The organism is Falsihalocynthiibacter sp. BN13B15 (assembly GCF_041205415.1).
GTDB classification, from domain to species: domain Bacteria; phylum Pseudomonadota; class Alphaproteobacteria; order Rhodobacterales; family Rhodobacteraceae; genus Falsihalocynthiibacter; species Falsihalocynthiibacter arcticus.
Map to the genome: position 1 here is coordinate 261,386 of NZ_JBGFCE010000001.1, position 25,574 is coordinate 286,959.

Consider the following 25,574-nt stretch of genomic DNA (forward strand, 5'->3'; position numbering starts at 1 on the left):
ACAAGCTTTGGGATACTAAATGGACCTCCGATCACCTGATTCTCAAGATTTTGATCTAAAAATGCAGGGCGAGGGGTCTGAAGCCGCGCAAAATCTACCTCGTAAGCTGAATTTGCTTTTGTTGGGCGCAATGGATGCGGTCGTGGATCCAGCGAGCCGTGCGCAAGTGTTTTTGTCAAAAATCGATACGGCCTGCGGCGAATTTGCGGCGCAACTGCGTGATGAATATACGGTCGCGCCCAAACGCGTAAGTTTTGACAAACAGACAAACGTTTATCTTGTCACCGAGGTTTATCAAACGGGCGGTCACCGAACGCTTCTAAGGCAACTCATTGCGGCGCGTCCACGTGAGCGGCATATCGTTTTGTTCACGGGTACATTTGAGAATAAACGTGACTTTGGTTTGCAAGAGGTTGTCGAGGCGGGTGGTTTCCCGATCTATCCCGACAAGACGCTTGGGCTTTTTGATCGCTTGTTGTGGCTGCGTGACAAACTGGCTTCCTTTACCGCGCGCCGCCTGTTTACGCTGCACCATCCAGAGGATGTACTCGCGGCAATCGCTTTGTGCGATTTTGATCGACCAAACACCTATGTCGTCCATCACGCGGATACCACCGCGAGTGCGGGTGTTGATCTGGCAGCGGCAAAGCACCTCGCCATCCGACCTGAGCAGCAGAAACGTATTCAGGAAATGCGGCCGGATCGCGAGGTCTATTCCTTTCCGCTGGCGTTTAATCCTGAGCACATAAAACTGCGTAATAAAACGGCGCGCGCGCGGCTTGTTTCCAAAAGCAAAGGCGTCGCGCGGGTTCTCCTTCGGCGGCCACGCGTGTTTCCCCGTGCTGGTGCATTCATGACGGCGACCTGCGGCGGGAGCCATAAGTTCAATCTTGACGGCCCGTTAGGTCTTCCCGAAACCATTGTGCGCATATTGCGCGCGACGGGCGGTCAGCACGTCCACATCGGACCCGTCACCGACGCGCTAAAAACCCGTCTTGAGCATGCTCTCCTCTCGGCACAAATTCCCCCTGAGAACCTGTCGATTGTTGGCGAAGTTCCTTCCGTCGCCCAAGAGCTGATTGCAAATACCGTCGATCTTTTTATCTCGTCATTCCCCGTTGGCGGGGGTTTGACCATTGTCGAGGCGGCCTACCTTGGAATACCTGTTGCGATCTATGGCGGTGGTTCCGATGAAGTTTCCCACTACCTTTCTGGTGCGACCCATGCCCCCTCCGACACACTAGATTGGATAACCGCGCAAGAGTTGGAAGACAAACTTCGGGCGCTGATGTCCGATACACCGGATGTTGTCAGTAGCGTCGCCAGTGATGCGCCAAAGTATATTGCAAAATCAAATCTTGGCAAACCAACAAAAGCACGGTTGGGCCGTATGGCGGTATCATCGCGCCAGTGGTTTGTCTCAAACGGGTCGCCCGAAAAATTTAGCCGCCGTCTCAATGCGATCATCGGACTGTGCGAAGGGCGCCACCGTGCCCCGCTCAACGTGCCGCGTGACCAAATTATTGCGATGCTTTTTGATCCGCAATACTACCTCAGGCGCTATCCGGATATTGCCACCGCGGGAGTTGACCCCCTGCAGCATTTCTTGTCGAACGGCGAAAATGAGTTGCGCAGCCCAAACCCCCTTTTCGACGCCAATTACTATTTGTCCAACCTGACGGTTCAGGAGCGAAAATCCGCAGCGGCGGCTCCCTTGATGCATTATGTTTTGCGCGGTGAAGCGCAGGGATATTTCCCCCATCCGCTTTTTGACCCCGCCTTTTGCAAAGTCTCAATCGAGGAAACAGGGGCGGGTGATCCCGTCAAGGGAAACATTCTCGCGCAGTATTTGCAGCGCAGCGACCAAATTGCGCCGCATATGTTTTTTGACCCGCGTTATTATGTGCGGCAAATGCGACTACCGGTTAAAGGTCAGCCCCTCTTGGCACATTTCCTTGAAAGTGGCATTCAAAAAGGAACCTGCCCGCATCCTTTGCTTCATCCCGCGTGGCTTTCGCATGATCCCGAAGTACGCCCAGGCGCGCTCCTACAGTTTCTGACACATCAGGAGATGGGGCGCGATCAAGCCAAAGTGTCAGGCCTTTTTGAGCCTGCGTATTTCTGTAAGGATCAGGACTTGGCGCGCTATATTCTGGCCGCGCCAAACTCGCTTTGGGCGCATCTCATCGAAGGCAATCAAATCGGTCGTGATCCGCATCTTTTGATTTCGGTTGAGCATGTTGTGCGGCGTAGACCAGACACATTGAGAACGCAGGAAACCATTGTTCAACTGGTCGCCACGAATAAACTGCACGCTGATACCCATCCGTTGGTTCAAAGAAGCCATATCCTCACCCAAGCGCCTTATGCGGCTAATATTCACGGGAGCATCCTTGAGTTTTTCCTCACGAATGGTGCATCTTTTGCGATTGATCCGCACCCGAATTTCTCGACACAATACTATCTTACGCAATACCCTGATGTCCACGAGCCAGGGGGTAATCCGCTTGAGCATTATTTGAGTTTTGGCCAATTTGAGGGGCGACTCCCGCACCCAATGTTTGAAGGGAATGCCGAGTTTGAGACCGCACAGGCGGATAGTTCTCAAGCGTCGCCGCTCCTTTGGCTTTTATCCCAAGGGACTCCGCATTTTCACTCGGCCCCACATGGCAGTCCGGGAATTCCAACCTTAGGCCGTGAAGCGGCAATTCGTTTCTTTAGGCTTGGGCAAGACAAAGAGTCCGCCTCTTTGCTCTATGCATCGATCCATCACGCCTCTAGTGCCGTTCATCCCACCCTCATTACTGAGGTTGTGCCCTTTAGTGTTGATCCCACGGACGCATCTGAGACGATTGAAATCTACCCTCAGGAAGCTGTCACCCTCCCGCGGCCATCAGTTGCATCCTATACCCATATTGCTCCCTCCAACGGCCAATATCTCGCACCCGCAGCGACAGCTTCGATATATTCGCACGCTACCTTGGTTGCGGGAAACGACGGGTTCTTAACGGATTTTGGTACCTGGGTTGATCACGGTCTTTTAAATTTCGATGTCGAAAAGATGTGTGTGAAGGAGTCCGGAGCCGTCGTGGCTGTGGAGCAGAACAGGATTCTCCTGCGCCGGTATTCGTCAGAAATGATTGTTGAAGACGGGATTTTTGCCTCAGGAACCTACAGCCACAATTATTTCCATTTTATCCTAGAAGTTATTCCACGTGTCATGTTGGCATGTGATATCGCGCCCGCGCATGTGCCGATCCTAACGGATGACGAAATGCCGTTTCAGCATTATCAAGCGCTGCGGTATTTCTTTCCAAATCGAGAAGTCGTTCGCCTGTCGCGGCATGTCTCTGTGAGCGTCAATAAGCTTTATGTCGGCAGCATGGCAAATATTGTTTCAGACTACTTTAACGAGGGTGAGTCTAGATTCGACACAGTCCGTTATCACCCCAAGATTATCCAGCGGCTCGCTAAGTTTGGGCTCTCTGAGGGATGCCTTGTGGGCGCAAAGCGCCTTTTTCTGGACAACGGAAGTGATGATCAGCGGGTCGCGAACTTTCCGAAAGTCAGGGAGGCGCTTAACCAGCAAGGTTTCGAAAACCATACCTGTGTCGACTTGCAATTCTCCGAACTGTTGCGCCTGTTTGCTCAGGCAGGTGATATCGTTGGCCAGAGCGACGCGCATTTGGCCAACATGCTGTTTGCGCCAAAAGGGGCGCGTGTGTTTGCGCTGCTTTCAAATACACTCGGGACGAATTACTATTATTGGAGCGCGCTCGGTGAATGTCTTGGTTCGCACGTTGTCAATATTGCTGGCCCACGGATCAAAAGCTCCGCAATACGCGGTGTTCAAGGTTTTCAAGGCGTTTACGAAGACTTTTTCGTTCCGGTGCCGCTTGTGACGCCATTTTTCTCAAAAAATACAGCGGGAAAGAGACTTGAGGGTCCCCAGATGTCGGCAATAGATTTGCTCGACGACCTTTTGGAGGCAAATAGCAACGCGGCTGTGCTCACGAGTTCATGGGGCCTTATCTCGAAGCCAACTCCGGAAGGTTTCAGCGACCGGTTGGTCGCAATGCGTCGCCAATTGTTGGACCGTCTACAGAACGCCTCCCTTGACGAGGTTCAAGATTTATTGAAACACAGATTTTTCACAGATTATTGGGCGAATATCTGGTCGGGTTTCATTGCGTTGCAAGAGCATAATGCAGATGAGCTTGCGGCTATTGAAGACATAAAAGCCTACTTTTCAAAAGCGTCAAAGCAAGTTGCTGGCGATTTGGCCCAGGAGCCTGAGGTCGACGAAGAATTTGCGCGGATGCTTGCACTCGCGATGGTCCTTGTCCCAACTTGGAAGTTGCCTCTGGTTTCTGATTTGAGATGCCTAGAGCCTTCTGTGCAAGATCTATACCTTATGTGGCTGACGGCGCTTACTTATCCGTATCTTGAGGGGGAAGACGCAATTTACGTCGCTTTTGCCACTCGACTGCTGGATTGGCTCGCAGTTCATCTTGATGAAAGCCGGCCAATCAAGCAGCGCGAAAAGATCGCCGAGGTCGCGTCGCGCCTCGATTTAGGGCAAATGTTCCTCATCGATCTGCCCTTCGGTGACGTGCTGTTAGCCCGCAACAGATTGTTGGAGCATCTCGCAGTAGTCAGCGATACACCACCCCGATCAACAGTGCGCCCGATGGATATGTCGCAGGGGCGCATGCGGATAGGCGTTCTATGTCGTACCTTTGTTAAAGGCCCCGACAGTGAGGCTGTTGTCGCATTTTTCAAAAGCTTTGATCGCACTAAGTTTGAGGTTTTCGCCTACTCGATGAATTTTACGGACCGCGTCGTTGCGTCGGACAATAAATTCGACGAATTGTTTGACACCGTGATTGATCACCGCCGAGAGTTTTCAAGTAATGCACATGGGATGCGGGAACGGCTGCTTGCCGACGATCTGGATGTTTTCCTCTATGCGAATGCAACTACTTTTGGTGTAGGCGAACCAGAACTCGCGCTCTTTAATCGCATTGCACCGCTGCAAATGACGTTGAATTCACATGTTCCTATTGCGCCCGGTTTTGACTCTTTTGACTATTGCCTGACGGGTCTTAACGATGATCCCAAGTTCGATATTTCAGATGCCGCTCATCCAGAGCGCATTTTGCGGGTGGAGGGGCCGGTCATCAATTACATTAACTCCCTGACCCCGAAGGCCACCAAGGCAATTACACGTGAGACCCTTGGCCTTGCCGACGATGACGTCGTTATGATCAACGCTGGGGCCTGTCAAAAAAATCGTAGAGAATTTCTGTTGACGATGTTGCGTGCGTTGGTGCGGGTTCCCAAAGGCAAGTTGCTTTTGGCGCCGTATAACCCCGGATGGGCGGGCCGTAGCCAAGCGTTTGCGTTCAATATTCAAGTTGCGGAGGCGGCCAAGGTGGTCGGCGTCTCCCTTGATCGGATCATAATCCTGAGCGAAATGAGCGTTGCCGAAGCTGAAACCGTTTTGTCCTTGTCTGATATATATTTGTCGTCCTTTCCGCATGGGGGAGCGACGATGACGCATCTTTCTTTGATCTACGGAGTTCCGCCGGTCGTTTTGCGTCGTAGATCCACGCGCTCGATCGACCAATTCCTCGTTGGATCCCTTGGGTTTGAGAAATTGCTTGCCAATACGCCAGATGAATATGTGGAACTGGTTGGAAAGTTGGCGGACGACACCGCAGGGCGTCGGAAGCTTGGAGCCGACATCAAAGCGGCTGCGAAGCATCCGGTATTTGTGGCGAGCGAGGCCTTCTCAAAGTCGATGGAAAAGACAGTCCTCAATTGTTTGGCGGAAATAGAAAAGCGAAGTATTCAAATCGACACGGGTGAGGTCTAGCCGCCACTTTCGAGTTCCTCTCCGCGATCTGCCTCGCAATTTGCCCTAAACACGCGCCTCATCGGTGCGTCGCGTCGCGCCAAGTGTGGGCGCGCCACCCGAGCTCTTCCTAGAAAACGCTGAACCCTCTTACGCGAACCATGCGCCCGAAGCACGGCGCGCGGCAAAGCATGGATTCTTATGTAGTATTCGCCAACTTTTGGCACCGTCAAATCCTATTGCAAGGTTGACAGTGAATTTATTAATGTATACCTAAAAATATACAATGAGGAAAACGTCAGGGAGGACGTAATGAAAAACACATTTATTAAATTCGCAACCGCAACCGCAATGTTGGCTGCCATGGGGGCCGCTGCAACCGCACAAACTGTCTTGAAGTTTAGTCACACAGACAACCCAGGTGGGTCGCGTCAAGCAGCAGCAGAAGTTTTTGCCGAGAAAGTCGCGGAGTATACGGAAGGCCGCTATGAAGTGCGGATTTTCCCTTCAGGCCAACTCGCAAACGACCCAAAAGCGATTGAGCAACTTCAGCTTGGCGGGATCGACTTTACGGTTTCGGCGACGGGGTCCTATGCGTCCCATCTTCCATCCCTCAACTTGACGGCTATGCCGTTTCTCGTGGATTCCTACGAGCAAGGCTGGGAACTTTATGACAACTCCGAGTGGCTAAACGGCGAGTTCGCGAAACTGCCCGAAAAAGGGTTCCGCGTCCTTTCAACATGGGAAGCGGGTTTTCGCAGCTTCACAACCAAAGAACCGTTGAATTCACCTGCCGACGCCGTTGGCGAAAAAATGCGTGTTTTCCCCAACGATATGATCCGTTGGACCATGGAAGCGATTGGGTTTCAAACCGTTGTGATGCCAATCACAGACGTATATCTCGCGATCCAACAGGGTACAGTGAGCGGCCAAGAAAACCCAGTGGATACAATTAAATCCCTGCGTTTCTATGAGGTTGCGCCAAACATCACGTTGACTCGTCACGTGTACAGCCCGCTTCCTTTGACGATTGCTGAAAAAACTTGGCAGTCCTTTTCTGAAGCTGACCAAGCTGCTGTGATGAAGGCAGCCGTTGAATCCGCCGCCTTTAGCCGTGACTTGGTGAAAAACTCGGTTGATAGTCAGTTGGCCGAAATGGTTGACGCTGGAGCGACCGTTGTTGTTCCTGTGATCGGGCCCTTCCGCGACGCGGTTGCATCAGTTTACGGCAAAGCGCGCGACGTTTATGGCGCCGAAGAAGTTGATAAGATCTTGGCCGATGCGGAAGCAATCCGCATTGCACTTCCAGCCAACTAAGTCACACAAATAATGTGACAGAGTCGGGGTCTAAGGGCCCCGACTTTTCTCTAAAGGAGGGGTCATGGATTACAGGTCAAAATATCCAGCGGGTTTGCGCCTACTGAGCAAATCAATTGACGGTGTACTTTTTTTGGGTGGAACGGCAATCGTTTCGCTCGTTTTTGTTAACGCGTTTCTGCGCGGGGCTGCTGGATTTGATTTGGCATGGTCCCTTGAAATCACCGCGTTTCTTCTGCTTTGGACGACGTTCCTTGGATGCGCCGCAGCAATCGCACGGGGCGCACATATGCGGGTCACCGAAATTGTTGATAACCTTTTCTCGCTGGTAATGCGTCGCCGCCTCGTTCTTTTCATCGACCTTGTCGTTGCCGCCCTATTGATCAGTTTGATCTACACGGGCTTCTCGATTTCGAGCCATACGTGGGCGCAAAAAACCACGGTCCTCTACTGGCCCGTTGGCCTTTTGTACGCGTCGATGCCGGTGGGAATGGCCTGCACGCTCTTGTTCCACTCTTTTAATATCGCAATTGACATGCGTACTCCGCCAACTGACCCGGATTTGTCATCGAACACCGAGGCCCAAATATGATTCTTCTTTTTGTCGTAGCCGTCTTTCTTGTGACGGTGTTCATGGGGGTTCCGCTTGTTTGGGCGATCCTTTTGACGGCGGTCCTTCCGATCCTTGTTTTCGACTTGGGCTATCCACTTCAAGCGCTCTATCTGAACTTCATCGGCGGTGTTGAACCCAACCACTTCTTGGCGATTCCGTTGTTTATCGTTGCAGGCGAATTGATGAGCCGTGGCGGCGTTGGCCTTCGGATTATCGGTTTTGCGCGGGCGGCTTTTGGCTTCATGCCGGGCGGTTTAGGCATGGTTGTTGTCGGGGCGTCGATGATTTTCGGCGGTATCTCCGGATCAGCGATTGCCGACAGTGCGGCCATTGGCTCCGTCATGATTAAAAACATGGCCAAGGAAGGTTATGACAAGGCGTTTGCAGCGGGCCTCGTGGCCGCAGCAGGCACAATTGGCATCATCATTCCGCCCTCCATTCCGATGCTCATCTATGGCTTTGTTGGCAACGTTTCGGTCGCCGATCTGTTCCTCGCGGGCATGGTCCCCGGTTTGATTTTCGGGCTCGCGTTTATGGGAGTGTGCTTTTACGTCGGGAAATCCACGGGCTGTGATCCGGGGGGGCGCAAAACGTCGCGCAAGGAATTGTGGAGCTCGTTTGTCGGCACGGCACCCGCGTTGTTTATGCCCGTTTTGATCCTTGGCGGGATCTTCACCGGTTGGGTAACCCCCACTGAGGCTGCGGCTTTGGCGGTGGTCTACGGGCTTATCGTAACGATCTTTGTGTATCGCGATTTCCACATTCGCGACCTTCCAAGCCTAATGATTGATGCCTTTGTCACCAGTGCGGTTGTGATGGTTGTGATTGGCGCAACAACTGTTCTTGGATGGCTCATTACGCTTGAACAAATGCCACAAATTCTGGTGGCCTTCGTGCAAGAAGTGTCAACCGGACCTTGGATGTTTTTGCTGATGGTTAACATTGTTTTGTTGATCCTTGGGTTGGTCCTCGACCCTGTACCAGCGATCCTCTTGACTGCGCCCTTGTTTCTTCCAACGGCACAGGCATTTGGCGTCGATCCCGTTCACTTGGGCGTAATTATGACCTGCAATGTTGCGGTTGGCCTGTTCACACCACCTGTTGGGGCCACGCTCTATGTGGCGTCGCGGATCTCTGGTGTGGGCGTACTTTCGATCGCACGGAAAATGGCGCCGATCTATTTGGCGGCCATCACGGCTCTTATGATCGTGACATATTTCCCAGCGGTCTCAATGACAGCCGTTCACTTGTTCCGCTAAGGGATAGGCGACGACTGACTGAGAGAAGGGGTGGGCCGCACAATCGGGCCATGATTGGTCCGCCCCTTTTTGTTTTTAACGAGTAATTGATTACTTGGATTCTTGCATTTCCATGACTTCAATCCCGGCCTCATTGGTGAAGGTCAACGTGGCGTCGCTGAGCGTGTATCCCGTGACCTGAAGGAGCGCTTCGGTAATGTCCCCTTGGAACCTCATATAGGGGTCTTCGCAGGCCATCATGGTCGTTGGCATGTTGGTGGGAAACGTGATCGTGCCCTCGCCGATTTCGGCCTCCCCTCCTAGATTATTGCAGGTGGTTTGGATGGCAAACGCACCGTTTTGCGCAAACTCTACCATCGGTACGCGATCTGCGACGATCACATTGCCGCCAATACTCGTCACAACCCAACTTGTATCTTCAAGGTCCGCGCGCGGGGCCGGCATCCTTTGAACCACAATATCCACTTCGGATGGAGCGTCGCGCGTAATCACCAAATACGCGGATGTGGAGCGAAACAACACCTCGTCCATATGCTCAATTTCCGCATCCACGGAATAGGTAAATCGAGGGTCGATCATGTTGTTGTCATAATCCAAGCTGAACGGCTGTGGCACTCCGTTCAACGCGTAGACCTTGGTCGAGAGTTCCATAGATGGCGCATCGGCGCGGGACACATCAAGCAGGCGCACGGTGAGCGTCGCCTCGGGCGGCAGGGCAATGCGCTCAAGGTAGGTAACGGTGCCTGATACCGTTCCTGCAGTTGCGGCGAACGTGCTTAGGGCAACCGTCGCGCATGCGAGGCTTAGCGTCTTGAGGGGGTAATCCATCCGAAAATCCTTTTCTGTGTTTTCATGCCTAAAGATGGGCGTTGAAATTCAAATATCCAGCTTGCCGACGGTATATTCGAAATGTGGTTCACATTAAATGAGACGGATGGAACGACGCGCCTTTTTGCTGAATTTTGGTTTATGCTTTTTGCCTTATGAAATGGGAATAGCTCGGCGCGTCTGGCAATAAACTGCCTTCAGCATCAAATTCTGTGTCCGCATTAAACGCGATTTTTGGCAGGCTTTCAAATTGAGCAATGGTCTGTGCGTGGCCCTCAAGCTCGGACGTTAAACGTGCTTTCAACGCCACTTCATTTGCACCTTCGTGATAGCCGTGAATGCCATGTAAAACCCGAGGCTCAAGGACGTCAAACCCGAGATAGCGCAGCGTATAGGCCAAGGGCCACAACAACATTCGGACGTCGCCTTCCTTGCCGTTGAAGGCGCTTTCGGCGGAATTCGCCCCCGTGGTGGCGCAGAAAAGGACGGTTTTCCTTCGGAATATGCCGTTGTCAAAACGTTGGTCGATGGTGTGAAGCGCCCCTTGTACAAAAACCCGATCACACCACCCCTTCAGAATGGCAGGCGGCGCAAACCACCAAATCGGGAAGTGAAAAATGATCCGATCCGCCGCACGGATTTTCGCAATTTCCTGCGCAACATCCTCTGGCAAAGAGTTCGTGTCCGCGGCGGCCTCTTGGGCCTTTAGAACGTCAAAAAAACCGGCCTGTCGGGCGCTGGCATAATTGTCGGCTTTCTCGCTGGGATCGAAGTTCAACGCATAGAGGTCGGACCACATAACCTCGTGCCCCTCGGCCTGTGATGCTTGCGCACTGGCCTGTGCCCAGCTGCTGTTGAAGGACTGTTTTTCTGGGTGGGCAAGTACAATCAGGGTGCGGGGCATGAAAGCGGTCCTAGTGTCATCAAAGGCGAATTGAGAGGTTCATTTGGCGGTCGTATAGGTAAGCGTATGGAATCTAAATTTTGCGCGTCCCTGCTTGTCTGACGACTTCGGCAATTTGGGCGAGTTGATCGGACAATGGGTTGGTTTTACGCCAAACCATGCCGATGGTCCGCGAAGGGCGGGGCGCCGCTAGACGGAACACCGTAACCGCTGCGGAGCTTGTCTCGATCGGAACGGCCATCTCGGGAATCAGGGTCACACCGATTCCCGCCCCAACCATCTGGACCAATGTCGATAGGGAACTCCCCTCCATGAGGTCGCGCGGCATAGTCGAAGACATCTTGCAAAACGAAATGGCCTGATCGCGAAAACAATGGCCTTCTTCAAGCAAAAGTAGCCGCATTTCGCGTAACATTGCAGAGTTTGGAACCGGTAAATCGGCGTCTTTTAGGGGCCGTACCAAAACGAATTCCTCCTCAAAGAGGGTCTCCTCATGCAAGGACGGTTCGGAAATCGGGAGGGCGACGATGGCAGCATCCATGCGGCCTCCGACCAGATCCTCAATCAGTTTTTGGGTTACCGCCTCGCGAGGGCGCAGGTCCAATCCGGGGTACTGACGGAAAAGTTCTTTGATGACATCGGCCAAAAGATACGGCGCAACGGTTGGGATGACCCCGATCCGAAGCCGCCCAATGAGTGGGGTTTGTGACGCCCGCGCCATATCTTCAAGCTCGTCAACTGATCGTAGAATATCGCCCGCACGTTTTGCAAATTCTTCGCCAAAACTGGTTAGGCGAATTTGCCGCGCGCCGCGTTCGACCAGCGGAGTGCCGATCAATTGTTCCAGTTCTTTGATCTGAACGGAGAGGGCAGGTTGGGTAATGGCGCAGGACTCAGCGGCGTGCCCAAAGTGGCCAAATCGCGCGAGGGCATCGAAATAACGCAGATGTTTCATAGAGAGTCGACTCATTAGAAAATACTATCATTGGGTTTAGAAAATGCAATTTGTATTATGGTTCTGGTCTGCTAGCTTTAGAAGGAATGGATAGTTTCAGGGCGAGTTCTTCGAGCTACTCGCCTTGTCACGTAATTCAAGTAACGCGGCTTCTGACGGAGGAAAACATGGACGGTAATGATAAAGATACGGTCGGCAAGTGCCCTGTGATGCACGGTGGAAATACGGCTTCGGACAAGTCGGTTATGGCGTGGTGGCCTAATGCGCTTAACCTCGGCATTTTGCACCAGCATGATTCCAAAACCAACCCGATGGGTGCGGATTTTGACTATCGCGAAGCCGTAAAAAGCCTTGATGTAGAGGCGTTGAAAAAAGACGTTCATGCCCTGATGACGGACAGCCAAGAGTGGTGGCCTGCCGACTGGGGGCATTATGGTGGCCTGATGATCCGCATGGCTTGGCACTCGGCGGGAACCTACCGCCTTGCCGACGGTCGCGGGGGCGGTGGAACGGGCAATCAACGTTTCGCGCCGTTGAATTCTTGGCCCGATAACGTCAGCCTCGATAAGTCACGTCGCTTGTTGTGGCCGATCAAAAAGAAATACGGCAATAAATTAAGCTGGGCTGACCTGATGATCCTTGCAGGCACAATTGCCTATGAATCCATGGGGTTGAAGTCGTTTGGATTTTCCTTTGGGCGCGAAGATATTTGGCAGCCTGAGATCGACACTTACTGGGGTTCGGAAAACGAATGGTTGGCCGCGAGTGACAACCGTTATGAAAACCTAGAAGACCCTTCCACGATGGAAAACCCGCTTGCCGCCGTGCAGATGGGCTTGATCTATGTGAATCCCGAAGGCGTGAACGGCACCCCCGATCCGCTCAAAACCGCGCTACATATCCGCGAAACCTTTGCTCGCATGGCCATGAATGACGAAGAAACCGTGGCCCTTACGGCGGGTGGTCACACGGTGGGCAAGACCCACGGTAATGGCGACGCAAGCCTCTTGGGCGACGCGCCGGAAGGGGCTGGCATTGAAGAGCAGGGCATGGGTTGGAAAAATCCGGTAGGCAAAGGCGTGGGCCGCGAAACGGTCTCGAGCGGAATTGAAGGGGCGTGGACGACAAACCCAACCAAGTGGGATAACGGCTATTTCGAGATGCTTTTCGGGTATGAATGGGAGCTAAAGAAAAGCCCTGCAGGCGCGTGGCAATGGGAGCCAATCGACATCAAAGAAGAGCATATGCCTGTTGATGTCGAAGACCCGACGATCCGCTGTATGCCCATCATGACCGACGCCGACATGGCGATGAAAATGGACCCGGCCTATCGCGCAATCTCAGAGAAATTTGCCAAGGATCCCGCGTATTTTTCCGAAACTTTCGCACGCGCTTGGTTCAAGCTCACCCACCGCGATATGGGCCCCAAAACCCGTTACCTCGGTCCCGATGTGCCACAAGAAGAGTTGATCTGGCAGGACCCAATTCCCACGGGGCAAACGGATTATGATGTTGAGGCAGTTAAGGGCCGTATCGCAGCGAGCGGTTTGACCCTGAGCGAAATGGTCTCGACAGCATGGGACAGCGCGCGGACCTATCGCGGCTCGGACATGCGCGGCGGTGCCAATGGTGCGCGCATTCGCCTCGCACCCCAAAAAAATTGGGAGGGCAATGAGCCTGTCCGTTTGGCGAAAGTGCTGGGTGTGCTTGAAAGCATTGCAGCAGAAAGCGGTGCAAGTCTTGCGGATGTCATTGTCCTCGCGGGGAATGTCGGCGTCGAGCAAGCGGCCAATTCTGCGGGATATCCTGTGTTGGTTCCCTTCGCTTCAGGGCGTGGAGATGCCACGGAAGAGATGACCGATGCCGAGTCTTTTGATGTTTTGGAACCGCTGGCCGATGGCTATCGCAACTGGCTCAAAAAAGACTACATTGTTAGCCCAGAAGAATTGATGCTGGATCGCACGCAACTCATGGGCTTAACGGCCAATGAAATGACGGTCTTGGTTGGTGGCATGCGGGCTATGGGCACCAACTATGGCGGTTCAAAACACGGTGTGTTCACGGATCGCGCTGGTGCCCTTACCACAGATTTCTTCGTAAATCTGACGGATATGGCCAATTCGTGGCATCCGGTGGACGGAGGCACCTATGAGGTTCGCGACCGAACCTCGGGCAGAGTGAAGTGGACCGCGACACGCATGGACCTCGTGTTTGGCTCCAATTCCATCCTGCGGTCCTACGCTGAAGTCTATGCGCAGGATGATAATTCCGAGAAGTTTGTGACGGATTTTGTCGCAGCTTGGGTGAAGGTTATGAATGCGGATCGCTTTGATATAGCTTAATAAAACAGCATCCTTGGGCGGGTATCGCGCTCGGGGATGCCCCTTCATTGCGCTTAGTCTAGCGTTTGGCGATACCGTTTGAGCGCAATCGCGACGATCACCAACATGATAATGCTGATGTTAGTGAGATCACCCAGAATATCGCTAATGTCGGCCCCTTTGAGCATGACCTTGCGCACGAGACGCAAGAAATGCGTCGCGGGGATCGCATTGCCAATCATCTGAGCCCACACGGGCATGGCGGCAAAAGGGAACATGAATCCCGAGAGCAGGATCGTTGGCAATAGCGTGAAGAACGAGATTTGCATGGCCTGCATTTGGCTGCGCGCGACCGTCGAGATCAGGAAGCCAAGCGCAAGATTGACGACGATATAGAGGTTAAACCCCACAAAGAAGGCGAAGGGCGATCCGATGAAAGGCACGCCAAATAACACCTGCGACGCAATCAAGAAAACCACGGTCTGAACATATCCAACTAAAACATACGGGAGGATTTTTCCGAGCATCACTTCGAGGGGCCGCACAGGTGTCGCAATCAGCGTTTCCATCGTGCCCTTCTCGGTTTCGCGAACAATCGCGACCGCCGTGATCATCACCATCGTCAGCGATAATATGACCCCCAAAAGGCCGGGGACAATATTGATTGAGGTGTTGCCCTCGGGGTTATATTGCCGATGAACCACAACGCTAATTGGCGGTTGGGCTCCGGCGGCATAGCGCAGGGGGCCAGTCAGAGTCTGCGCCATCGCGATGTCAATAATACCCCCCATCGCCGACGCCCCACCCCCGACCGCAGCGGGATCAGAGGCGTCGGCGGACAGGAGTATTTCGGGGGAAAATCCACGTAAAATATCTCGCTCAAAGTTAGGGGGCACCACCACCAAGAAATTCGCCGATCCGTCGCGCAGCGCCTTGTCGCCTTCTTCGCGGCTGGTCACGATGCCCTGAAAATCAAAATAAGTGGATGATTTCATGCCCATAAGGATCGCCCGCGTCACTGGCCCTTCGTCCGACATTTCAACGAGCGTTGGAAGGTTATGAGGATCGGAGTTGATCGCGTAGCCAAAGATAAGGAGTTGCATGATCGGAACGCCGATCATCATCACAAAGGTGATTTTGTCGCGCCGCATCTGGACGAATTCCTTTGCCAGAACAGCCCATAACCGCGCAGGTGAGAACGACCATTTCATGGTTTGGCCCCACTGAAATTGTCGTCAACGCCGGTCATCAGATAGATGAAAGCTTCTTCCAGCTCGGCCTCTTTTTGAACCCAGGTGTATATATTTTCGGTGTTGTATCGCGCCGCGAGTGCTTTGAGTTTTGCCTCATCTGTCCCCGACACATGCAAAACGGCGCCAAAGCGGGCGACCTGACCAACATCGGCATCCTGCCGGAGTAAGGCTTCAAGGTCCGAAATTTCAGGGCCCGTGACGCGCCACGTATAGAGGCCAATCATGCGCGGAATGTCATGCGCGGGCCCTGCGATAAGTTTTTTCCCATAGGCGATGTAGGCGATGAAATCGCATTGCACCGCTTCGTCCATGTAGTGGGTTGAAACGAGAACGGTCACGCCTGCTGCCGACAGGGAGCGTATTTCATCCCAAAAATCGCGCCGCGCTTTTGGGTCGACACCGGCCGTGGGTTCATCGAGCAACAATAGGGTGGGTTTGTGGATCAAACATGCCGCCAGCGCCAAACGTTGCTTCCACCCGCCCGACAACGTGCCCGCCAATTGGTTTGCACGGTCAGCGAGGCCTAAGTCGCTCAATGCCTCTTGTACACATTTCTTGCGGTTCTTAATCCGGTACATTCGCGCCATAAAATCGAGGTTTTCACGGATCGTCAGGTCCTCGTAAAGCGAGAACCTTTGGGTCATATATCCCACGTTTTCTTTGATGCTGCCTTGTTGCGACAGGATATCAAACCCAAGGCAGGTACCCGCGCCCTCATCCGGCGTGAGCAACCCGCACATCATACGGATTGTCGTGGTTTTGCCCGAACCATTGGGGCCAAGAAAGCCGTAAATAGCCCCCTTGGGTACCTCCATATCAAAGCTGTCCACCACCCTTCGCCCGCCGAAAACCTTGGTCAGGCCTGTAACGGATATGGCAAATGGTTGGGTCAATCGCGTGGCCTCAACGTGAGGGGTTGTCCGGGCAAAACATCACCCGCATTCTCCAGTATAGCTTCGGCCCGAAACACCAGCCGCGACCGCTCCTCGCGACTGTAAATGATGGGAGGCGTGTATTGCGGCGTCGCGGCAAGGCGCGTCAGATGCGCGGTGATTTCGTCAGGGCAACCACTGCAGGCGACATCAAAAATTTCACCTAACGACACACTGGCGCGCTCGCCTTCAGGGATGAAAAACAAAGCCTTCAAGCTTGCCGGAGGGAGGATCGAGACGACCGGAGCACCTGCCAAAGCAACTTCGCCCTGCTCGTAAAACACCTTGTCAACACGCCCTCCAATCGGAGCTTTGACGGTGGTGTCATTCAGGGCGGAACGGGCGCCTTCAAGTTGGGCGAGGGCGGCGTCATGGGTGGCTTCGGCGGCTATCCTTTGGGAAACCCGCGCAGGCAATTCGGCGACGTGTAGTTGTGCTTCAAACTGGGCGACACGTGCGTTGGCCCCTTGTAACAAAGCCGTATCGGTATCGACGCGGGCTTGCGAAACGGACCCCGTTTTGGAAAGGCGTTGGGTGCGCTCCAATGTCGACTGGGCAAGGCGTTGATCCACCTTGGCGGAATCAAGTGAGGCGTGGATCACGGCGATCTCTTCGTCACGGCTTCCTGTCGCTAGATTTTCCAGATTTGCTTGCGCGACAGCAACTTGGGCCTGCGCCGCATGTAAGGCCGCGGTCTGGTGGCTGTCGTCGATTTGAAACAGCGTCTCAAGCGCAGAAATGGACTCGCCTTCTCGCGCGCGCATATTCACAATCCGACCCGCGACAGCAGACGCAACATAGACGTAATCACCCTCAGCATAGCCGTTATATTCCAGAACAACGGGCTCCCCAAAACTTGGAAAAATGGCGTTGATGATGACGATCAGCCAATTCGGAAGGGAGTTCATCTCGCTATCCTTTCTGGGGTTCGAGGCCTGCGTTTAGGATCAAAAGGTGGTTCTCAATTAGGCGGTCCAAATGAAATCCACCCTCTGGTTCGATCCCGAATATTTCGTAAAAAATGATGTGTGCGAGGATCGGTCCGATCACAGTTCGCGCGGTTAGTTCGGGGTCGATGGGCCGAATATGGCCTCCTTCGACACCCTGCGCCAAAAGCGTCGAAAGGGCGGGAATGGCGCGGTCTAAAACGGCGGTGCGAAATAGCGTGGCAATCTCTGGGGCTGCGGGAGCTTCATGGATTACGATCAAGGGGACGGCTCGGTTGCGTTTGTCCGTCAAGACCTTCCCCATCATTCGTAAGAATTGCTCAATAGCCGGGCGGGGATCCCCTTGATGATGCGAAATATTGTCAAATAGAGCATCCGTTAAGGGCGCGATTGTGCGATTTACTAGGCCCGCAAGTATGGCCTCTTTGGAGGGGAAATACAGGTAGACGGCCCCCTTGGAAATACCCGCGCGTTGGGCGACCTGATCCACACTTGTTCGTGCAAACCCTTGATCAATAAAGAGGGCAAGGGCCGCATCCAAAACCTCATCTGGGCGTGCGTTTGCACGTCGGCGAAACTTTGGTTCTGATTTCTCTGATGGGGACATGTGAGAATTATAACTGACTTGATGGTCAGTAGCAAGGGCTTTCCAAGTTAGGCATAGTGATCGTGGATGCATTTGAAAGCGCCTCAAACATCGGGTTGTGGCTACTAGAAATCTAAACTAAGCATTGCCCCAACGATTGTTTGTCCACGTACTTGTGGCCAGACACCATATTTTATCCGTCGGGGGGCCCATTAGGGCTGAGAGGTGCTTGCACCGACCCGTCGAACCTGATCCGGGTTATACCGGCGTAGGGAACGGGTACTTTGCGCAAATATCGCGCAGACTCTTTCTTTCGCTGGCATGCCCCAACTCGATGGAGATGCGCCAGTGACATTCACGACCCCAATCGCCCTAACAATAGCAGGCTCGGACAGCGGCGGTGGTGCAGGTGTGCAGGCTGATCTCAAGGCAATGTCGGCGAATGGATCGTTTGGGGCCAGCGTCATAACAGCCATCACAGCGCAAAACACGAAGTCAGTAACCGCCGTTCATGAGGTGCCTGCCGATGTTGTCGCCGCGCAGATCGAGGCGGTCCTTGCCGATATTCAGGTCCGCGCTATTAAGCTCGGGATGTTGTTTTCGATCTCGATCATTGACGCTGTCGCGCGGTGCCTCACCGATTTTAAAGGTCCCATAGTTGTTGATCCGGTGATGATCGCCAAATCCGGTGACTCGCTTTTGCAAGACGCTGCCATTGAAGCAATGGTTACGCAAATCCTCCCCCTCGCCACGTTACTTACACCCAATTTGCCCGAAGCTGCTCGCCTGTTGGGCGAGCCCCAAGCGCACACATTGGCCGAAGTCACGGCGCAAGGAATGCGCCTTTTGGCCATGGGGCCGAGCGCGGTTTTGATGAAAGGCGGCCACGCAGAAGGGGAAACTTGCTCAGATATTTTGATTGAGGCGGGCGGCGTGGTGACAACGCTTTCTGCGCCCCGCATCGCCACCCGTAATACCCACGGCACTGGCTGTACTTACGCCTCCGCAATCGCGGCAAACCTGTCCAAGGGGCTGGATTTGCATTCCTCCGTGGTCGCCGCGCATAGCTATTTGCAAGGAGCAATCGCCGCCGCGGATCAGTTGCAAATTGGCAAGGGGCACGGCCCCGTTCATCACTTTTATAGACAATGGTAATGCCTGAAATCACGATCATCGGCGCGGGCGTCGCGGGCCTGTGTGTGGCGCGCGCCTTGTTGGATCGCGGCGCCCATGTCACGGTTATTGATCGCCACGCCACCCCGGGGCCACAGGCTTGCTCATGGTGGGCGGGCGGGATGCTTGCCCCATTTTGCGAGGGTGAAAGCGCCGAAGAACCCGTGATCCGACTTGGCCAAGAGGCCGCCAACTGGTGGGAAGCGAAAACGCAGACCGTACATCGCAACGGTTCGCTCGTGGTTTCACCCTCGCGCGACAAAGCGGACCTGACCCGATTTGCACGACGCACGACCAACTTTCGAGAGGTCACTTCGGACGAAATCTCCACGTTAGAGCCTGATTTGGCCGACCGTTTCACCAATGGGCTTTACTTCGAAAGCGAGGCGCATCTGGCTCCTCGCGAAACTTTGGCGCGATTGCAGGCAAGTCTGGTGGCGGATGGCGCGGTGTTTGAACAGGCCGAAGCCGACCCCGAGGATTTTGCCCAGCGAGGCCTAACCATTGATTGTCGAGGGTTTCAGGCCCGCGATCAGATCGCTGATCTGCGCGGAGTCAAAGGCGAAATGCTTGTGCTCTTCTGTCCCGAAGTCACCTTAAGCCGCCCCATCCGCCTTCTGCACCCACGCGTCCCGCTTTATATTGTACCGCGCGGCGACGGCGTTTTCATGCTGGGCGCAACGATGATTGAAGGCCGCGCAGGCAAGCACGTCACCGCCCGCGCGCTGCTCGAACTGCTGAGCGCAGCCTATGCTCTGGCGCCCGCCTTTGGCGAGGCCGAGGTATTGGAAATTGGCGTCGATAGTCGCCCTGCATTTCCCGACAACCTGCTGCGCATTCGCCGTGAGGGAAACCTTATCCGCGCCAACGGCCTGTATCGGCATGGGTTCCTATTGGCCCCCGCGTTGGCGCGCATGGTGGCGGAATTAATCTTTGATAACAAACAGCCGGAGGTAATGGATGAAACTTCAAATTAATGGCGAACCCGTGGACATTCAGATTGGCACGTTAGCAGATCTGCTGGAGGCCCGAGGGTTTGGGGAAGCTAAAGTTGCGACTGCTGTGAACGGCCAATTTGTTCCCGCCACCGCCCGTGCCGATTTCGCGATCTCCGACGGCGATAGGATCGAAGTCCTTGCCCCGATGCAGGGGGGATAAAGGATGCGTGATTTTTATGGCACGACCCTTGCCAATGGTTTCATGCTCGGCACCGCGCAATATCCGTCCCCTGCGATCTTAGCAGATGCGTTTAAGCGGAGTGGGGCGAGTGTCGCGACGGTTTCGCTGCGCCGCGAGAGCGGACAGGATCGGGCGGGGCAGGATTTCTGGCGTCTGATCCGTGACCTTGGCGTGCATATCCTTCCCAATACCGCGGGCTGCCACAGCGTCAAAGAGGCCGTCACGACCGCTCATATGGCTCGCGAAGTTTTCGACACAAAATGGATCAAGCTCGAAGTGATTGGCGAAGAGGACACGCTGCAACCTGATGTTTTTGGGCTGGTCGAAGCTGCCCGTATTCTTAGCGAGGACGGCTTTCAGGTTTTCCCTTACACCACCGAAGATTTAGTCGTCGCGGATAGGTTGCTCCATGCGGGCTGCGAGGTTTTGATGCCTTGGGGCGCGCCGATTGGGTCGGGCTTGGGGTTGAATAATATTTTTGGATTACGGGCGATGCGAGCCCATTTTCCGGATGTGCCCTTGGTGATCGATGCGGGGCTTGGCCTGCCTTCCCAAGCGGCACGCGCAATGGAGCTTGGGTTTGATGCTGTGCTCTTAAACACGGCCGTTGCAAAAGCGGGCGACCCCGCCGCGATGGCCGAAGCATTCGCCACCGCGATACGCGCCGGACAGATTGCAGTGATTGCCGACCCGATGGAGCCACGCGACATGGCTGCGCCCTCAACCCCCGTTATCGGAAAGGCGTTTCTCGAATGAAGCTTGATCGATTTTACCCCATTTTTGACAGCGCGGACTGGCTCGAACGCCTCGTCCCATTGGGAATCAAACTGGTGCAATTGCGAATGAAGGATGCAAGTGCAGACCACCTTCGCGCCCATATCAGGCGGGCGAAATCCGTCTGTGCGGATCATGGTTGCACGCTGGTCATCAACGATCATTGGCGCCTCGCGATTGATGCGGGGTGTGATTATATCCATCTGGGGCAGGAGGACCTTGAGGACGCGGATATCGCGGCCATTCAAGCAGCTGGCATGCGCCTCGGGATCAGCACCCACGACAAAGCGGAACTGGCCCGCGCCCTTGAACTTCGCCCGTATTACATCGCCCTTGGGCCCATCTATCCGACCATCCTCAAAAAGATGAAATGGCATGAACAGGGCATTGAGAAACTAACGACATGGCGCACCCTAATTGGGGATACGCCCCTGATTGCGATTGGCGGAATGCGTATTAATCGCGCGGCGGGGGCCTTTGACGCTGGTGCGGATGTTGTGGCCGCCGTCACCGATATTACGTTAAAGGACAGTCCCGAAGACCGCGTCCGCGCTTGGTTGGCGGCAACACGATGAGCAGATACGCGCGCCAGACCGCCCTTCCCGAAATCGGCGAGGCTGGGCAGGCCGCCTTACGTGCGGCGCGGGTGCTGGTTGTGGGCGTTGGCGGGCTTGGTACGCCTGTGCTTCAGTATTTGGTGGGGGCCGGCATTGGGCACCTCACCCTTGTTGACGGCGATGTTGTCTCGCTGTCAAATCTTCACAGGCAAACGCTTTTTCGAGAAGAGAATGTGGGTCTATTAAAGGCAAAAGTGGCCGAAGAGACCCTTCAACGCCTGAATGCCGATTGCGAAATTAGTTGCGTTACCTCCGCGCTCACTCCCGCAAATGCGCAGCACCTTGTCGCGCAGAGCACCCTTGTTTTGGATTGCGCGGATAGTTTCGCCGCAAGTTACACACTTTCCGATATTTGCCACGCGACAAGGGTTCCTTTGATCAGCGCCTCAGTGCTTGGGTTCGCGGGATATGTGGCGGGGTTTTGCGGCACCGCTCCATCCTTGCGGGCAGTATTCCCCGACCTGCCAGACCGCGCAGCAACCTGTGCAACCGCAGGCGTCATGGGGCCTGTCGCTGGCATGATCGGCGCCGCCCAAGCCCAGATGGCCATAAGTTATCTAACTGGGCAATCCCCGTCTCCCCTCGGCCAACTCCTCAGCTTTGATATGCAAAATTTCCGCACGGGTGGCTTCCGATTTGATAGCGCCCCAGAGCCAAGGGCTGACCTTGGGTTCATCGCGGCATCGGATATTTCCCCGACTGATTTTGTGGTGGAGTTGCGCGACGCAACAGAAGCCCCAATCCCCGTCACGCAAACTGCAAAGCGCCTTACCGTCGCGGAGTTTGCAGACCAAAAACCCACGCCAATCGCGGGCCAGCGCGCAGTTTTCACCTGCCGGTCTGGTTTGCGCGCATGGCAAGCCGCCACTCACCTTCGGACCTACTGGACCGGAGAAATATCCCTCATTGCAATGGGCGACACGCCACATACCGAAAGGCAGACCACATGAAATTAACCTCCCTAACCACCGCATTTACCCTCGCGGCCACCCCCATTATGGCCGCAGATCAAATGACGTTGCTGCTTGATTGGTTTGTGAATCCCGATCACGGCCCCATCATTGTCGCCCAAGAAATGGGGTATTTTGCGGATCAAGATTTGGAGGTGAACATTATTGCCCCAGCCGACCCGTCCGATCCCCCGAAACTTGTTGCTGCTGGCAAGGCGGATTTGGCGATATCCTATCAACCGCAACTGCACCTCCTCATTCATGAGGGACTGCCGCTGCAACGGGTTGGCACGCTTGTTGCGACGCCATTGAACTGCCTCCTAGCGCTGGCGGATGGACCGATCAAATCGCCAGCGGACCTCGCAGGCAAGAAGGTTGGCTTTTCTGTGGGCGGCGTTGAAGAGGCGGTGATGGGGGCGATCCTGAACCACAACGGACTGACCCTAGATGATGTCGAAATGGTCAATGTGAACTGGTCGTTGTCGCCCTCGCTTATGTCTGGGCAAGTTGATGCGGTCATCGGCGCGTATCGGAATTTTGAGTTGAACCAAATGGAAATCGAAGGCGTCGAGGGCAATTGCTTTTTCGTCGAAGAAGAGGGCCTGCCCGCCTATGATGAGCTGATTTATGTGGCCAACCCCGACACGATGGACAAAGAGATGATCGCTCGCTTCTTGGCCGCAACCGAGAAAGCGACGCAGTATATCGTCAATCATCCTGAAGAAAGCTTTGAGGTTTTCGCGAGCACCTCCGCCGAATTGCAAGACGAGTTAAACGCCCGCGCTTGGGTTGATACATTCCCGCGTTTTGCGTTGCGCCCAACGGCGATGGATGTGGGCCGTTATGCGGCGTTTGAAGCTTTCCTGAATGAAGCGGGACTGATCCCCTCGCAGAACCCTGTTTCAAAAATCGCCATCGATGTGACAGCGAAATGATAGCGCCGGATTATGGCAAAAGCTTCGCGCTTTGGCGCGAGGGGGCAGCGGGGGCGTGGCAGGATTATACCCGCCACGCCTTTGTCGAAGGCTTGCGCGACGGGTCTTTGCCGCGCGAAGCTTTTGTACAGTACCTCATTCAGGACTATGTGTTTCTCGTGCACTTCTCGCGCGCGTGGTCCCTTGCCGTCGTCAAATCCGAAACGCTAGAGGAAATGAAGGTTTGCGCTGCGACCGTTGACGCACTTGTTAATCACGAGATGTCGCTTCACGTGTCGGTTTGCGCCACCGAGGGGATTGACGAAGCCAAGCTTTTTAACGCGACCGAAGCCGTCGAGAACCTTGCCTATACGCGCTATGTTTTGGATGCGGGCCTGCAGGGCGACTTCCTAGATTTGATGGCGGCCTTGGCACCCTGCGTCATGGGATATGGCGAAATTGGCCTGCGTTTGGCTGAGAGTAAAGCCCCCGACACGCCATATGCCGACTGGATTAACACCTATGCCAACCCCGGATATCAGTCGGTTTGCGCCAGGGTTGGTTCCATGATCGATGGTGCCGTCGCGCGGCGAATTGGGAAACTCGCAACGTCGCCACGCGTAAATGCCTTGCAAGACCGCTTTTCTATGGCCACGACCCTTGAGGTTGGTTTCTGGCAAATGGGCCTCAACACGCAATGACGATTCCGCCAAGCATACGCCTCGCGGGGACGCACTGCATCGATGGGAAGCTGTTGTTCGATGCGGACCTCACCTTGCCCGCAGGCCAATGGACGTGCTTACTCGGGCGGTCCGGTGTCGGAAAATCGACGGTGTTGCGACTGATCCTTGGGCTGGAAACGGGGGGACAGTTTGACGGCACAATCGAGGCCTCGGATGGTTTGAGTCTTGCTGGACGTATCAGCTACATGGCGCAATCGGACCTGTTGTTGCCGTGGTTGTCCGTTCTGGAAAATATCTGTATTGGAGCCCGCTTGCGGGGAGAAACCCCCGATTATACCCGTGGAACTGCCCTTTTGGAGCGCGTTGGCCTCGCAAAGCACATCACACAGAAACCGAAGTCATTGTCGGGCGGGATGCGACAACGCGCGGCCCTCGCACGTACGGTTATGGAAGATCGGCCCGTTGTCTTTTTGGACGAGCCATTCTCGTCGCTTGATGCCGGAACCCGCGCGGATATGCAGGAGTTGGTCGCGGAAGTTATGGCGGATCGTACCATTTTACTCGTCACACATGATCCCGCCGAAGCGGCCCGATTGGCCGATCAGATCATCATTCTGTCCGCGCAAAACGCAACAGTTTGGCCAACCCCTGATACGCCCGCATTGCGGGAAATTAACGATTCACAAACGCTCTCCTGCCAAGCCCGCTTGTTGGCCTATCTGCGCGAGGTGCCGGCATGAGGCGACGCGATATCCTTTTTGCGGTCTTGCTTGGTCTCGCTTTGTGGCAAGCTGCGGTGTTGCTTACACATGCTCCGCATTATATTTTGCCTTCCCCTTGCCGCGTGGCAAAGGCCGCCTATAAAAGCCGCGTTATCCTTGCGGAAAATGCGTGGATTACGAGCGTTGAAGTCTTGCTTGGTCTTATCCTTGGATCGGTGTTGGGCGCGTTAACCGCAATCCAGTTAACGCTTTCAAAAACCTCAGAGCGGCTAATCTTGCCGCTGCTTGTGTTCACGCAAGCCGTACCCGTTTTCGCGCTCGCGCCGTTGCTGACCCTTTGGTTTGGCTATGGTATGGGGTCGAAAATCGTCATGGCGATCCTCATTATTTACTTTCCCGTAACCACGGCGTTTCATGACGGCCTGACCCGCATTGACGGGGGATACCGTGATTTGTCGGTTTCGATGGGGGCGGGAAAATTCCACTTCATGCGGTACGTGCAAATTCCAAACGCGCTGCCAAATCTAGGCACCGGACTTAAGCTGGCCGCGGTATATGCCCCAATCGGCGCGGTGATCGGCGAATGGGTTGGCGCTTCCAAAGGGCTTGGATACCTCATGTTATTGGCCAATGGCCGCGCTAAGATCGACTTGATGTTCGCAAGTCTCATTGTGCTGGCCTGTTTGACGGTTCTCCTCCACATTACCGTTGGTAATCTGGCTGCACGCTTAACAAGGTATGCGGAGGGGACGACACACCACACGTGACGGCACTCGAAAATCCGAACGCT

22 protein-coding genes and 1 riboswitch are annotated in these 25,574 nt (G+C 54.5%); of the genes, 15 read left to right on the forward strand and 7 right to left on the reverse strand.

The window, feature by feature from the left end; translation table 11 throughout:
• Positions 1-19 precede the first annotated feature (19 nt).
• From AB9F26_RS01305 to AB9F26_RS01320, 4 genes are all read left to right on the forward strand, one after another.
• The gene (locus tag AB9F26_RS01305; RefSeq protein WP_369767097.1) at positions 20-5,878 is read left to right on the forward strand and encodes a glycosyltransferase 61 family protein; all 5,859 of its coding nucleotides are present in this window, start codon (positions 20-22) and stop codon (positions 5,876-5,878) included.
• A 291-nt stretch (positions 5,879-6,169) separates the two neighbouring features.
• Positions 6,170-7,174 (forward strand): TRAP transporter substrate-binding protein, encoded by a 1,005-nt coding sequence (locus tag AB9F26_RS01310; RefSeq protein WP_369767098.1) that lies wholly within the window; start codon positions 6,170-6,172, stop codon positions 7,172-7,174.
• Between the two features lie 64 nt (positions 7,175-7,238).
• On the forward strand, positions 7,239-7,766 hold the full coding sequence (locus AB9F26_RS01315) for a TRAP transporter small permease (protein WP_335585052.1): 528 nt from the start codon (positions 7,239-7,241) through the stop codon (positions 7,764-7,766).
• A complete protein-coding gene (locus AB9F26_RS01320) occupies positions 7,763-9,046 on the forward strand; it encodes a TRAP transporter large permease (protein ID WP_335585053.1) in 1,284 nt (427 codons plus the stop codon). Before AB9F26_RS01315 ends, AB9F26_RS01320 begins: the two co-directional genes overlap by 4 nt.
• Before the next feature lie 90 nt (positions 9,047-9,136).
• Here the strand turns inward: AB9F26_RS01320 and AB9F26_RS01325 are convergent, their stop codons facing one another.
• The 3 genes from AB9F26_RS01325 to AB9F26_RS01335 all read right to left on the reverse strand — a co-directional run bounded on the left by AB9F26_RS01325 (position 9,137) and on the right by AB9F26_RS01335 (position 11,748).
• Positions 9,137-9,874: a YbaY family lipoprotein gene (locus AB9F26_RS01325; RefSeq protein ID WP_369767099.1), complete on the reverse strand. Its 738-nt coding sequence runs from the start codon at positions 9,872-9,874 to the stop codon at positions 9,137-9,139.
• A 139-nt stretch (positions 9,875-10,013) separates the two neighbouring features.
• Positions 10,014-10,778 carry an NAD(P)H-dependent oxidoreductase gene (locus AB9F26_RS01330; RefSeq protein ID WP_369767100.1) on the reverse strand — a complete coding sequence of 255 codons (765 nt, stop codon included), beginning with the start codon at positions 10,776-10,778 and terminating at the stop codon, positions 10,014-10,016.
• A 73-nt stretch (positions 10,779-10,851) separates the two neighbouring features.
• A complete protein-coding gene (locus AB9F26_RS01335) occupies positions 10,852-11,748 on the reverse strand; it encodes a hydrogen peroxide-inducible genes activator (RefSeq protein WP_039001640.1) in 897 nt (298 codons plus the stop codon).
• 152 nt (positions 11,749-11,900) lie between these two features.
• Here AB9F26_RS01335 and katG point away from each other — a divergent pair, with 152 nt between their 5' ends.
• Entirely contained in the window at positions 11,901-14,075 is a 2,175-nt protein-coding gene (katG, locus tag AB9F26_RS01340) for a catalase/peroxidase HPI (RefSeq protein ID WP_369767101.1), read from the forward strand.
• Positions 14,076-14,128: 53 nt separating this feature from the next.
• Here katG and AB9F26_RS01345 read toward each other — a convergent pair whose 3' ends face one another.
• From AB9F26_RS01345 to AB9F26_RS01360, 4 genes are read right to left on the reverse strand one after another with little or no spacing between them, the layout of a single operon-like run.
• Positions 14,129-15,265 carry an ABC transporter permease gene (locus AB9F26_RS01345; protein ID WP_369756333.1) on the reverse strand — a complete coding sequence of 379 codons (1,137 nt, stop codon included), beginning with the start codon at positions 15,263-15,265 and terminating at the stop codon, positions 14,129-14,131.
• The gene (locus AB9F26_RS01350) at positions 15,262-16,200 is read right to left on the reverse strand and encodes an ABC transporter ATP-binding protein (protein ID WP_335585058.1); all 939 of its coding nucleotides are present in this window, start codon (positions 16,198-16,200) and stop codon (positions 15,262-15,264) included. Before AB9F26_RS01350 ends, AB9F26_RS01345 begins: the two co-directional genes overlap by 4 nt.
• Entirely contained in the window at positions 16,197-17,147 is a 951-nt protein-coding gene (locus AB9F26_RS01355) for an HlyD family efflux transporter periplasmic adaptor subunit (protein WP_335585059.1), read from the reverse strand. The genes AB9F26_RS01350 and AB9F26_RS01355 overlap by 4 nt, the downstream gene beginning before the upstream one ends.
• 4 nt (positions 17,148-17,151) lie before the next feature.
• On the reverse strand, positions 17,152-17,865 hold the full coding sequence (locus AB9F26_RS01360; RefSeq protein WP_369767102.1) for a TetR/AcrR family transcriptional regulator: 714 nt from the start codon (positions 17,863-17,865) through the stop codon (positions 17,152-17,154).
• Positions 17,866-17,963: 98 nt separating this feature from the next.
• Positions 17,964-18,064: riboswitch (TPP riboswitch) on the forward strand.
• Positions 18,065-18,093: 29 nt separating this feature from the next.
• Between AB9F26_RS01360 and thiD the strand changes: the two genes are divergently transcribed.
• Genes thiD through AB9F26_RS01410 form a run of 10 tightly spaced genes read left to right on the forward strand, consistent with a single transcriptional unit; the run spans position 18,094 to position 25,551 of the window.
• Complete coding sequence (gene thiD, locus AB9F26_RS01365) at positions 18,094-18,927, forward strand: bifunctional hydroxymethylpyrimidine kinase/phosphomethylpyrimidine kinase (RefSeq protein WP_369767103.1); 834 nt, start codon at positions 18,094-18,096, stop codon at positions 18,925-18,927.
• Complete coding sequence (locus AB9F26_RS01370; protein WP_369756331.1) at positions 18,927-19,922, forward strand: FAD-dependent oxidoreductase; 996 nt, start codon at positions 18,927-18,929, stop codon at positions 19,920-19,922. Before thiD ends, AB9F26_RS01370 begins: the two co-directional genes overlap by 1 nt.
• The gene (gene thiS, locus AB9F26_RS01375) at positions 19,906-20,103 is read left to right on the forward strand and encodes a sulfur carrier protein ThiS (protein WP_335585063.1); all 198 of its coding nucleotides are present in this window, start codon (positions 19,906-19,908) and stop codon (positions 20,101-20,103) included. Before AB9F26_RS01370 ends, thiS begins: the two co-directional genes overlap by 17 nt.
• A 3-nt stretch (positions 20,104-20,106) precedes the next feature.
• Positions 20,107-20,880, forward strand: a complete 774-nt coding sequence (locus AB9F26_RS01380; RefSeq protein ID WP_335585064.1) for a thiazole synthase — start codon at positions 20,107-20,109, stop codon at positions 20,878-20,880.
• Positions 20,877-21,473, forward strand: coding sequence for a thiamine phosphate synthase (locus AB9F26_RS01385; RefSeq protein ID WP_369767104.1), 597 nt, complete (start codon positions 20,877-20,879; stop codon positions 21,471-21,473). Before AB9F26_RS01380 ends, AB9F26_RS01385 begins: the two co-directional genes overlap by 4 nt.
• Positions 21,470-22,465, forward strand: a complete 996-nt coding sequence (locus AB9F26_RS01390; RefSeq protein WP_369767105.1) for a ThiF family adenylyltransferase — start codon at positions 21,470-21,472, stop codon at positions 22,463-22,465. The genes AB9F26_RS01385 and AB9F26_RS01390 overlap by 4 nt, the downstream gene beginning before the upstream one ends.
• The gene (locus AB9F26_RS01395) at positions 22,462-23,400 is read left to right on the forward strand and encodes an ABC transporter substrate-binding protein (RefSeq protein ID WP_335585067.1); all 939 of its coding nucleotides are present in this window, start codon (positions 22,462-22,464) and stop codon (positions 23,398-23,400) included. The genes AB9F26_RS01390 and AB9F26_RS01395 overlap by 4 nt, the downstream gene beginning before the upstream one ends.
• Entirely contained in the window at positions 23,397-24,080 is a 684-nt protein-coding gene (locus tag AB9F26_RS01400; protein WP_369767106.1) for a TenA family protein, read from the forward strand. The genes AB9F26_RS01395 and AB9F26_RS01400 overlap by 4 nt, the downstream gene beginning before the upstream one ends.
• Complete coding sequence (locus AB9F26_RS01405) at positions 24,077-24,802, forward strand: ABC transporter ATP-binding protein (RefSeq protein WP_369767107.1); 726 nt, start codon at positions 24,077-24,079, stop codon at positions 24,800-24,802. Before AB9F26_RS01400 ends, AB9F26_RS01405 begins: the two co-directional genes overlap by 4 nt.
• Positions 24,799-25,551 carry an ABC transporter permease gene (locus AB9F26_RS01410; protein ID WP_369767108.1) on the forward strand — a complete coding sequence of 251 codons (753 nt, stop codon included), beginning with the start codon at positions 24,799-24,801 and terminating at the stop codon, positions 25,549-25,551. Before AB9F26_RS01405 ends, AB9F26_RS01410 begins: the two co-directional genes overlap by 4 nt.
• The last annotated feature ends 23 nt before the right edge of the window (positions 25,552-25,574 follow it).